Annotated in this window: 1 pseudogene; it reads left to right on the top strand. The window is 50.3% G+C overall.

Annotated elements, in window-relative coordinates:
* Nucleotides 1-76 precede the first annotated feature (76 nt).
* Nucleotides 77-292 (top strand): annotated as a pseudogene (locus NE473_RS31890) (methylenetetrahydrofolate reductase); the annotation flags it as partial.

Raw genomic sequence — 292 nt, forward strand, 5'->3', positions numbered from 1 at the left:
CCATCGTCATCCGCCCTCATACCAAGATGGAAGTAAAGCGCCTGGGCTGATTTCGGCATATCCAGGAACATATCGCTGTCAGTTGTCAGGAACATATCTGCCGTCCCGGTTTAAAGCGATCGTGGACCGGTTCGGCGATAATCCGGCGGCCATGAAGCAGGCGGGGATCGTCTATGCCACGGAGCAGATTATCGATCTCATAGCCAATGGAGTGGACGCGATTCACGTGTATTCCATGAATAAGCCGGATGTAGCGGCAAAGATTAAAGAGAATTTATCGGAAATTCTTTCA

The sequence above is a fragment of the Hungatella sp. SL.1.14 genome, assembly GCF_024460495.1.
Taxonomy (GTDB): Bacteria; Bacillota; Clostridia; order Lachnospirales; family Lachnospiraceae; genus Hungatella; species Hungatella hathewayi.